Source organism: Acinetobacter sp., assembly GCF_049284435.1.
Taxonomy (GTDB): domain Bacteria; phylum Pseudomonadota; class Gammaproteobacteria; order Pseudomonadales; family Moraxellaceae; genus Acinetobacter.
The window spans coordinates 22616-33033 of sequence record NZ_JBAPXX010000138.1 but is presented as its reverse complement, the minus strand read 5'-3'; the positions used below and the strand labels follow the sequence as shown (position 1 = coordinate 33033).

Genomic DNA, 10418 nt, shown 5'->3' with positions numbered 1-10418 from the left:
GGCTATCGTTAATATCAATAATTTTTTGAAAATTTTTAATGGGGACAGGCTTACAATGCTCATTTAAACGAGAAAAACACCCTTCACTTACTAATTATACAACCTTGATATTTGTATAATGAAGGATACATATCTTAAGTTCATATAGCACTGTATTTTGCTGTAATTAAGTATTTTTATAATTCCCGGAAACCTTCACATAATTTTGTGCTGAATAAGGCAAAAACGCTTTTTCTTTATCTGTGAGTGGACGCACTTTTTTTACAGGGCTGCCTACATACAAATAACCACTTTCCAGCACTTTATTAGGTGGAACTAGTGAGCCTGCACCAATCATTACATCATCTTCAACCACCACATCATCCAGAATAATCGTACCAATACCGACCAAAACACGATTGCCAATGGTGCAGCCATGTAACTTTACATGATGACCAATGGTGACATCCTCACCAATAATTAAAGGGGAGCCTTCAGGCTTGTCGGCTTTTTTATGACTGACATGCAACATGGCATGATCCTGAACATTCGAATTTTTACCAATCCGGATTGAATTAACATCACCACGAATCACGGCAAAAGGCCAGACAGAGACATTTTCAGCCAAGACCACATCGCCGACCACGATTCCCATCGGATCGATATAACACGATTCATCAATTTGTGGAGTCGTGTTTAAATAAGAACGAATGTTTTGGCTCATGGTGATCTGCTCATTAAAAGTTTAAGGATCATGTGCATAGTATAAAATAAAAAGCACCCATCTGAATGAGTGCTTTGGTCTTAGTCCGGGACTAAAACAGTCTATTTAAACTTAGAACAAGTTTGAGAAGAATTGTTTAATGTGGTCGAGCATACGTGCGAAGAAACCAGCTTCTTCAACTGCATTTAAAGCCACTAACGGTTTTTCTGAAATTACTTTACCATCCAGAGTCGCTACGTATTTACCTACGGCCTGACCAGGCCGTAAAGGTGCAGTCAGTTTAGGCTGAACCACCAGCTGGGTTTTAATCGCGTTGGCCTGACCTTTCGGCATGGTCACGTTAAAGTTTTCAGCAAGGCCGATCTGAACTTCATCTTCCTTACCGAACCAGACTTTGGCTTTGGCAAGTACCTGTTTAGCTGGTTGAACATTTTTGGTTTCGAAGTTTGCATAACCCCAGGCCAGCAATTCACGTGTTTGTGTCGCACGTTCCTGCATGGTTGGTGCACCAAAAATCACTGAAATCAGACGTGTAGGACCGCGTTTTGAAGATGTGGTCAAACAATAACCGGCTTCATCGGTGTGACCAGTTTTTAAACCATCTACACTCGGGTCGGTATATAGCAGGGCATTACGGTTACCTTGCTTGATGCCATTAAAGGTAAATTCTTTTTCCGCATAAATCGGATAATATTTAGAACTGTCTTTAATGATGTGTTGTGCCAGCGTTGCCATATCTTTGGCAGTTGAATAATGGCCTTCAGCCGGCATACCGGTTGAGTTCACGAAGCTGGTATTGGTCATGCCAATACGTTTAGCTTCCTGGTTCATCATATGTGCAAAGGTACCCTCGTTCCCTGCAATATGTTCAGCCATGGCTTTAGATGCATCATTCCCTGATTGAATAATAATCCCACGAAGCATTTCAAGTGCAGTCGCTGTACCGTTTAAAGGCACATACATACATGATTCCGCGCTACTGCCGCGACACCATGCTGACTCGTTCATGCGCACTTGTTCATCTTCAGTGAGTTCACCGCTCAATAGTTTTTGTTCGATGATGTAGCTGGTCATCATCTTGGTCATTGAAGCAGGGGCTAATTTTTCATTTTCATTTTTTGAAGCGAGAAGTTGCCCTGTCTCGTAGTCCATTAGCACGTAGGATTTATTATTCAATTCTGGTGGTGCAGATAGGACAGTTGCTGCAAAGCTAAAACTAGGAACTAATAATAATGCAGCAAGGGCAGTTTTTTGGGTCATTTCTAGTGGGTTCCTATATCTTGATGTAAGCACGAAGAGCCTAGCATTTTAGGACAAAGCTAGGCTGACTTCTATGGGAAACCCGGTCTTATTTCAAAAGTATTGTAAGTAATCGGCACAAATCTCGCTTAATTTTGATATGTGGTTAATTCGTCACAAATCACCTGATTTTTTTGCTTGCCCGCTTTTTTAGCATCCGCTTGCGCTTCGGCCAGAATATTGCGGAAATCTTTCTGTTTTGCCATCTGATTCAAGCGTTCAACCGGGTTGTTTTGGCCCGGCATATATTCAGTCACCAGCTTGCCATAACCCTGATTAAATTGTGCCTTGTCCTTAACCATGCTTGGGCAGATTTCAGAGAGCACATAAATGGCTGCCAGTTCCTGTTTGGTCACTTGCTGAGTTGGGGTAACGTTAATGTTTTCATCGGCTGCAAATGCAGAAGTTCCCAAAAGAGTCGTGGCAGAAATTGCGCAGAATGTTAAAGCTTGGAATAATGGATTTTTCATTGAAAACTCAAAAAGAAGATTTAGAACAATAATTTGCCTAGCTTAAACTTATTTTTGCGATTGAAAAGTGGGAAAATGTAGCGAAGCTGTAGAATTATGAAGAAATCTGTAAGCAAAATAAGATGATGTGAACATCATCTTATTTTAAACAATGATATTACTTAGCCCTGATAGTCCAGAACTTCTTCACATACTGTTTTTTGCTCGTCATCGGCAGTTTGTTTGGCACCCTGACGTGCTTCTTCGAGTAGCGATTTATATTCGCTGTCTGCCTGCAGCTTTGCATAGCTCATGCCTTTATCTGAATATTCTGCAAGATAAGACTGGATCAACTCTTGAATGGTGCTATTTAATTTTGCACTTTGACCAATCACGGTAGGGCAAACCTCAGCCATGACCTGTGCTGCGGCAATATCTTCTTTCACGATGGTATCGTTTTCTGCAGTAGTTAGATCATTCGCCACGACTGAAGGGGAAATAAATGCTGCCAGGCTTAAAGTTAAAGCGCCAAATAAAGAGAATTTTTTAATCATCTTGAGCCACATATTATAAAGATGGATGTCGAGCGATAAATATATATAATTCCTCCACTAATACAATGAAATGTCCTTACCAGTCACTTTTTTAGCGCAACGAGATTTTTTCAGTGAATATTTTAGTTTCAAATGATGATGGGGTGTTCGCACCGGGTATTCAGGCTTTGGCGCAAGCTTTAACACCTTTGGGGCGAGTGGTGATTGTGGCGCCGGAAAGTGAACGCAGCGGTTTTTCCAGTGCCTTAACTCTGGATCGTCCTTTACGCCCTATTCAGATTTCTCCAGATGTCTGGACTGTCAATGGAACTCCGGCAGATTGTGTCTACTTGGCGATGAATGGGCTGTTTGACTTTGAATTTGACCTGGTCGTTAGCGGGATAAATAGCGGCGCGAATCTGGGTGATGATGTATTGTACTCTGGTACGGTCGGTGCAGCCTTTGAAGGTCGTTTAAGTAAACATCCTGCGATTGCCGTATCACTGAGTGGGCCGAATGTGCGCAGCTATCAACAGCCTCAGGATTATCAGCTGGCCGCCGAATGGGTGCATGATTTTATTGCACGTGGTTTGCCTGTTCTGCCTGAGCGACATATTTTTAATATCAATATTCCAGATGTAGCTGAATTACAGGGTGAAAAAGTGACGTATCAAAGTCGCCGCCGTCAGTCTAAACCGGTGACGAGTCATGTAGACCCACGTGGTCGTCAGATATTCTGGATTGGACTCTCAGGAGAAGCAATTGCAGAACCTAAGCCGGGATTTAACGAGATTGATTCAGATTTCTCTGCGGTCGCCAATGGTTATGTCAGTATTACCCCGATTCAGATGGATGCCACCAATTATGAGAGTTTGCGGAATTTGCAAACACAATTGGCAGAAAATGCGTTCTTAGTGTTATAACTTTGTGAAAAACTCGCGATTGCAAGTATATTGCCGTAAAACTTTGCTAATCTTAACGAAATTTTGCAACCGTATAGCATTAGAGAGGAAGATAATGTTCTTGGTGTTACCGAAATGTGTCGTAGCTTCGCCTGCAACTCTGATTAAAACCCTCGTTTTATCGACCGTTGTTATTTCTACAGGAGTAATTACCGGTTGTGCTACCAAACCCCAGGTGAATAATGCAACGCGTTATGCAACAGCTCCTGATTTCTATACGGTGCGTTCAGGCGATACATTGAGTGGAATTGCAGCACGTTATGGACTGAACTATATCAGTGTTGCCGAGATGAATGATATCAGTGCGCCTTACCGGATTTATGTCGGACAATCGATCCGCCTGAAAACCAATACTACGCGCCGTAGCACCAGCACCCAGGCAGTGACTCAAGCAGCGCCAATCCAGCGTCAAACGATTGCAGTGCCTATACCGGCACCGGTTACGCCAGCAACGACAGTACAAACCACACCACGCGTCAGTACATCTGCACCTGTGACACCAGTATCTACGGCAGCAGGTTTAGGTTGGGTAAAACCATCTAATGGCGCGATTCTTCAGCAATACAATTTAGCTTCTAATATCAAGGGCACCCGCTATAGTGGCAATGTCGGTGATCCGGTATTTGCAGCAGCAGACGGGCAGGTGGTGTATGCCGCTGATGGCTTGAAAGAATATGGCAATCTGGTATTGGTGAAGCATATCAATGGCTATATCACGGCTTATGCACATAACAGTAAATTTAATGTGAAAAGTGGCCAAAATGTAACGGCTGGTCAAAAAATTGCAGAAATGGGATCGACCGGTACAAACCGTACCATGCTTGAGTTTCAGGTACGCTTAGACGGCAAACCTATTAATCCTACTGCAGTTTTACCAAACAATTAAATAAATAATGCAAAGTGTAAATTTCGCCGTATAATACAATAAGTTGCTTTTATCAAATGATGAAGCACCTCATAAGTTTAGAGGGAAATTTATGTTAGATCAACTTCGAGCAATGGGTGTCTTTGCTTGCGTTGTGGAAAAAAACTCGTTTAGCGGTGCTGCCCGTGAATTAGGGATTACGACCAGCGCCGTCAGTCAACAAATTCGCTCGTTAGAACACGATATGGAAGTCGTACTTCTAAATCGTTCGACGAGAAAATTAAGTCTGACCGAAGCGGGACAAGCTTTTTTCCATAGCTGCCAAGAAATGTTATCTGCTGCTGAACGCGGTAAAGTCCGGATCAATGAGTTACGTGATGATCTCGTGGGTGAGCTGCGTATCGTTTCTTTGCCAGAATTATGCGCGAATCATGTGATTCCTGCACTTTCTCATTGGATGGCTGCACATCGCGGCTTGGCAGTACATTTAGAAACAAACAATCATGAGGTTGATTTGTTGGATGGGCGGGTTGATATCGCCCTAAGATTTGAACAGAAAAATGATGAGCATAATCTTCAGGTTGTGCCATTGATGCAGATTGAGCAAATTCTGGTAGCGACACCGAGTTATATTAATCAAAGCACCATTATTTCGAGACCTGATGATCTTAAAAATCATGAGGTCTTACCTTTAACGCATCTTAAAAACCATCAGTATTGTCATTTTCAACATGTGAATACTGCAGAAAAAGCCGAGTTTGAACTGAAATCCCGTTTCAGTACCAACAATGGTTTGGTTGCAAAATCGATGTGCTTGCAGGGTAATGGGATTGCCAAGGTTTTATATCTTGATGCTAAAAAGGATTTGCTTAACGGTACTTTAGTTGAAGTTCTACCTGAATGGAGACTGCCACCGATTACACTGTATGCGGTTATTCCGAAACGTGAACAACAACCGACAAAAATTCTTCGTTGTCTTGATACCTTGAAACAATATTTTAGCCAGATCTCTGGCGGACGTATGTTACAAAACGCATCATAGAATGCAGAATAATAAAAAAGCCGCTTTAGAGCGGCTTTTTTAATTTTTAGGCTAGGGCTTTATGCCAAATAAGCTTTGATCATTTTTACCAGACGTTCGATCAACTGGTCTGCCTGCTCCTGGGTAATATTCAGGGTAGGCAACAGACGAACGACATTGCCTGCAGTGACATTGATAATCATCTTGTATTCATCGCGTGCAATCGCAACCAGATCACCACATTCTTTTGGTAATTCAATCCCGATCATCAGACCAAAACCACGTACGATGACATTTTGATCTGCCAGTTTGTTACGCAGCTGGTCAACGATGTAAGCACCTTTTTCAGCAGCATTCGCGACGATATTTTCTTTTTGCATAATATCAAGAATGGTATAGACCACACGCGAACCCAGTGCTGTACCGCTATAGGTAGAACCGTGATTTCCAGCAGTTAATACGCCTACGCCACGACCTTGGGTCATCACCGCACCAATCGGGAAGCCATTTCCTAAGCCTTTGGCTGTGGTCAGTACATCCGGAATAATATTGGTGTGCTGATAAGCAAAGTATTTACCGGTACGGCCATTACCAGTTTGGACTTCGTCCAGCATCATCAACCAGTTGTGCTGGTTACAGATTTGGCGGATTTCTTCTAAGTAGCTGAAACCTTGAGGAGCAGTATTCACGCCACCTTCACCCTGAATAGGCTCAATCAAAATCGCTACGATATCCGGGTGATTAATAGCAGCTTCTTCAATCGCTTCGATATCACCAAAAGGTACACGAATAAAACCTTCAACCAGCGGGCCAAAGCCTTCCTGCACTTTTTTATTGCCTGTAGCAGATAAGGTGGCCATGGTACGACCATGGAAAGACTGGTCAGCGACAATAATTTTTGGTGAAGCAATTCCTTGCATATGACCGAATTTACGCGCAATTTTGATTGCGCCTTCATTGGATTCTGCACCACTGTTTGAGAAGAATACCTCTTCCATGCCTGCAACTTCAGCCAGTTTTTGTGCGGCAGCAGTTTGCCAAGGCACTTCAAACAGGTTGCTGGTATGAATCAGGGTTGCTGCCTGTTCAGCAATCGCTTCGGCAATGACTGGATGTGCATGGCCCAAACCACATACGGCAATACCCGTTAATGCATCTAAATACTCTGTACCATCTTCGGTATAAAGATATGCACCTCGTCCTCGGACAAAGCTGATCGGCTGACGGCCAAAAACAGGCATCAAGTGAGAGGGCTGATCAGTTTGTACCGGTGCGAGGGTAATATTATTCATGACTAACTCTTAACTGTTAGGTGGAAAGAAAAACTTATATAAGCAAAAACCCGCTCAGATTTAAAGGGTAATTGTAAATAAAATTGGAATTATTGCTTTAGACATACTGTTTTGCTTGGATTTGGGTATAATGCGAGACAGATGAGTTGAGGATTTATCAATGACTGAACAAGCACGCGATACCGAAGCGTTAATTCGTGACCAAATTGCAAAACATGCAGTACTTCTTTATATGAAAGGCACCCCGCAATTTCCACAATGTGGTTTTTCTGCACGTGCAGTAGAAGCACTCAGTCAAATTGGTCGTCCGTTTGCTTATGTAAACATTCTGGAAAACCAGGACATTCGTGCGATGTTACCACAAATCGCCAACTGGCCGACATTTCCACAGCTTTGGATCAATGGTGAGTTGATCGGTGGTAGTGATATCATGCTCGACATGTTTCAAAAAGGTGAATTAAAGCCTTTAGTTGAACAGTACAGCCCGGCAGCTGATGCTTAATTTTGTATTGAATTAAGTCCAGATGTAAAAAAGCGCTTCATTGAGAAGCGCTTTTTTTATCTCTATTTTTGCTTAGGTCAAGGTCAGAGTTAATCCTCTGTCGCTGCATCCGGCTTTTCAACTGTCGAGGCATCAGCTGCAACTTCAGTTTGTGGCTCGACGATTTGCTTCTTGTCTTTTTTCTTCTTCTTTTTTTTCTTTTTCTTCGGCACTTCGACCAGTTCGGCACCATCTTCAATCGCTTGCCAATAATCCAGCTGTGCCATCACTGCGGCATAGATTGAATTTTTGCTATAGCGACCTTTTTTATCCAAGGTACCAACAGGACGCGCCATCAGAATTTCCAGCGCCTGATCAATGGTATCAATCGCGTGAATATGGAACTGACCTTCTTCCACAGCAATGATGACATCTTTACGCAGCATCAGATGTTGCATATTTTGACGCGGGATAATCACACCTTGTTTTCCGGTCAGACCTTGTAACTTGCAAGCATCAAAGAAACCTTCAATTTTGGCATTCACACCACCTACCGGCTGTACTTGTCCCAGCTGGTTCATGGAACCGGTAATGGCCCAAGACTGATCAATCGGTAACTGGCTGATGGCAGACAGTAAGGCAGAAAGTTCCGCAACGGTGGCACTGTCACCATCGACCTGACCATAACTTTGTTCGAACGCCAGTGCAGCAGAGAAGTGCAAGGTCTGTTCACGACCAAAATGTGCTTTCAGGAAAGACGACATCAGTAATACGCCCTTGGCATGCAAAGAGCCACCAAGTTCCACACTGCGTTCAATATCCAGAATATCACCGCCACCTTGATACACCGAAGCAGTTAGTCGTGAAGGCAGACCAAATTCGACATCAGCATAGTGAATGACGGACAGGGCATTGATTTGACCCAGACGATGGCCGCGGGTTTCGATTAGTTGAGTACCACGAGTCAGATCCTGCCAATACAGTTCACGTAAATAACCGAGACGATATTTGCGATGATCCAGTGCAGTATTGATATGTTTTTCTGAAACCATCTTGTCACCGGCCTGAAAGGCATGATGATGTGCTTCACGGATCAAATCGCCCAGTGTCAGTGCATGTAATGACAATGAACTTTGATCTTCCGCTTGACGGCTGGAATCTGTAAGCAATGCCGCCAAAGCGGAACGGTCAAAAGGCAATAATTTATCAGATTGCACATAGTCGGCAATCAGCTGCATATAGGCCTGCTCGTTGTCGTCATTACGTTGTAATGTATCGGTAAAGTCGGCACGAATTTTAAAGATGCTGCCCAGCTCAGGCTCAAGCTCTAAAATTTCATAATAAATTTCAGGTTCCGCCAGCAAGACCACCTTGATATTCAATGGAATCGAAGCAGGTTCAATTGAAATGCTGCCGGTCAGCGTGATCATATGCTCAAGCGAAGACAGTTTTAAATGCCCCGATTTAAGCGCGCGCTTCAAGCCTTGCCATGCATACGGCTGTTCCAGCAATTGTTCCGCTTCCAGCATCAGGAAGCCGCCATTGGCCTTGTGTAAGCTACCCGGACGAATCAAAGTAAAGTCCGTGGTAATCGTACCATTTTGGGTCAGTTGTTCCACATGCCCCAATAAATTGTAATGCGTTGGAAAATCTTCAAAGATCACCGGTGCGCCACTGTTCGGCTTGTGTGTGATGATCACATTTGCCTGATAACGTGCCGGAACGCGACTAAACAGTGCTGGAGTGAAATCATCTTCTTCCTGTTCCAGCACAATTTCGACATTGTTGATGATGTCTTCGGCATAGTATTTTAGGTAATGTTCAAGACCTTCCACATGTTTGAATTTCGCCAGAATCTGTTCGACTCGCGGTAAGACCACCTGCTTGGCGATATCGCGGTTCAGGATCTGTACGCGATCACGTGCATCATCTTCCAGATCACCCAGATGCAAACCCAGACGTTCCAGTTTCTTGTCCATATAGCGCATATTGGACGCGAGTTCGGCACGATCTTTGTTGCTTAAGGCATTCAGATCTTCCTGAGACATTTCCTGTAATTTGTCATCAATCAGATGTACAGGTACAAAACAGTGCTCATCATGTCGCGAGATCAGCTTCAGATCCAGTTCTGCGCCTTCTTTGGTCAGTTCGATTAGCGCCTGCTGCTGCTCATCCCCCGTTTCCTGGCGAATCATTTCAATGCGGTTGTGATAGGTCTCTGCAGTAAAACGGCGCTCAAGCTGTTTTAGAATCGTTTGCCAGCTTTGATTCAACATGGCTTGGAATTTTGGACCTTGACCCGGGAGCAGTTCTAGTGCAATCGGCTGACGCTGGTTCTGAAAGTTATTGACGTACACCCAGTCATTAGGGGTTTCCATAGTTTTGGCGTGCTGCTGCAGCAAACGCTTCACCATGGTGCGTTTTCCGAGTCCTGCGGTACCAACAGCAAAAATGTTATAACCGGAATAAGGCAGGGCAATCCCGGCCTCAACTGAGGCGCGTGCGCGATCTTGGCCCAGAAAGTTATTCAGGGGCTTGATCCGTTTGGTTGACGCAGGAATTTTTTCTAGGTTTGGAATGTGCGTCAGCTGGGTGGATATTAACCGGGTATGGTCCAGAGTATTTTTAATTTCGCTTTGTTCAAATGCAGAGATAAGTAAATCTGAGCGGATTTTTTGTGGAGTTGTGCTGGTGTTGCTGGCAATAAAAGAATTAATTTGATCGAGTCTCTGGGTCACTGTTGAAAATCCAAAACGAAATATTACGTTGATAAGAGTTAAGGTATACAGATTTACTTGAAAAATTCAAGCCAA

The 10418-nt window shown here is 43.6% G+C and carries 10 protein-coding genes; 4 read left to right on the top strand and 6 right to left on the bottom strand.

What is annotated here, in order from left to right:
• Window positions 1-166 precede the first annotated feature (166 nt).
• The 4 genes from WAK81_RS12135 to WAK81_RS12120 all read right to left on the bottom strand — a co-directional run bounded on the left by WAK81_RS12135 (window position 167) and on the right by WAK81_RS12120 (window position 3005).
• Window positions 167-703: a gamma carbonic anhydrase family protein gene (locus WAK81_RS12135; protein WP_422197097.1), complete on the bottom strand. Its 537-nt coding sequence runs from the start codon at window positions 701-703 to the stop codon at window positions 167-169.
• A gap of 111 nt (window positions 704-814) precedes the next feature.
• Entirely contained in the window at window positions 815-1963 is a 1149-nt protein-coding gene (dacC, locus tag WAK81_RS12130; protein ID WP_422197095.1) for a D-alanyl-D-alanine carboxypeptidase PBP5/6, read from the bottom strand.
• A 128-nt stretch (window positions 1964-2091) separates the two neighbouring features.
• Window positions 2092-2472, bottom strand: coding sequence for an MCR_0457 family protein (locus tag WAK81_RS12125; protein WP_422197093.1), 381 nt, complete (start codon window positions 2470-2472; stop codon window positions 2092-2094).
• 161 nt (window positions 2473-2633) lie between these two features.
• Window positions 2634-3005, bottom strand: coding sequence for an MCR_0457 family protein (locus tag WAK81_RS12120; RefSeq protein ID WP_422197091.1), 372 nt, complete (start codon window positions 3003-3005; stop codon window positions 2634-2636).
• Between the two features lie 113 nt (window positions 3006-3118).
• On the opposite strand from WAK81_RS12120, the gene surE reads away from it, so the two are divergent.
• From surE to WAK81_RS12105, 3 genes are all read left to right on the top strand, one after another.
• Window positions 3119-3907 (top strand): 5'/3'-nucleotidase SurE, encoded by a 789-nt coding sequence (gene surE, locus WAK81_RS12115; protein WP_422197089.1) that lies wholly within the window; start codon window positions 3119-3121, stop codon window positions 3905-3907.
• A gap of 94 nt (window positions 3908-4001) precedes the next feature.
• Window positions 4002-4832 (top strand): peptidoglycan DD-metalloendopeptidase family protein, encoded by an 831-nt coding sequence (locus WAK81_RS12110; RefSeq protein ID WP_422197087.1) that lies wholly within the window; start codon window positions 4002-4004, stop codon window positions 4830-4832.
• Between the two features lie 91 nt (window positions 4833-4923).
• Window positions 4924-5853, top strand: coding sequence for a LysR family transcriptional regulator (locus tag WAK81_RS12105; RefSeq protein ID WP_422197085.1), 930 nt, complete (start codon window positions 4924-4926; stop codon window positions 5851-5853).
• Between the two features lie 59 nt (window positions 5854-5912).
• Here the strand turns inward: WAK81_RS12105 and WAK81_RS12100 are convergent, their stop codons facing one another.
• On the bottom strand, window positions 5913-7124 hold the full coding sequence (locus tag WAK81_RS12100; RefSeq protein ID WP_005104581.1) for an aspartate aminotransferase family protein: 1212 nt from the start codon (window positions 7122-7124) through the stop codon (window positions 5913-5915).
• 160 nt (window positions 7125-7284) lie between these two features.
• On the opposite strand from WAK81_RS12100, the gene grxD reads away from it, so the two are divergent.
• Complete coding sequence (grxD, locus tag WAK81_RS12095; RefSeq protein ID WP_004279738.1) at window positions 7285-7626, top strand: Grx4 family monothiol glutaredoxin; 342 nt, start codon at window positions 7285-7287, stop codon at window positions 7624-7626.
• 89 nt (window positions 7627-7715) lie between these two features.
• Here grxD and WAK81_RS12090 read toward each other — a convergent pair whose 3' ends face one another.
• Window positions 7716-10343 (bottom strand): Lon protease family protein, encoded by a 2628-nt coding sequence (locus WAK81_RS12090; protein WP_422197082.1) that lies wholly within the window; start codon window positions 10341-10343, stop codon window positions 7716-7718.
• Between the last annotated feature and the right edge of the window lie 75 nt (window positions 10344-10418).

Excerpts from the sequence above, each read along its gene's own strand:
- WAK81_RS12125 (WP_422197093.1), bottom strand. The coding sequence starts at position 2,472 with ATGAAAAATCCATTATTCCAAGCTTTAACATTCTGCGCAATTTCTGCC.
- WAK81_RS12120 (WP_422197091.1), bottom strand. The coding sequence starts at position 3,005 with ATGATTAAAAAATTCTCTTTATTTGGCGCTTTAACTTTAAGCCTGGCA.
- WAK81_RS12110 (WP_422197087.1), top strand. The coding sequence starts at position 4,002 with ATGTTCTTGGTGTTACCGAAATGTGTCGTAGCTTCGCCTGCAACTCTG.
- dacC (WP_422197095.1), bottom strand. The coding sequence starts at position 1,963 with ATGACCCAAAAAACTGCCCTTGCTGCATTATTATTAGTTCCTAGTTTT.
- WAK81_RS12105 (WP_422197085.1), top strand. The coding sequence starts at position 4,924 with ATGTTAGATCAACTTCGAGCAATGGGTGTCTTTGCTTGCGTTGTGGAA.
- WAK81_RS12135 (WP_422197097.1), bottom strand. The coding sequence starts at position 703 with ATGAGCCAAAACATTCGTTCTTATTTAAACACGACTCCACAAATTGAT.
- grxD (WP_004279738.1), top strand. The coding sequence starts at position 7,285 with ATGACTGAACAAGCACGCGATACCGAAGCGTTAATTCGTGACCAAATT.
- WAK81_RS12100 (WP_005104581.1), bottom strand. The coding sequence starts at position 7,124 with ATGAATAATATTACCCTCGCACCGGTACAAACTGATCAGCCCTCTCAC.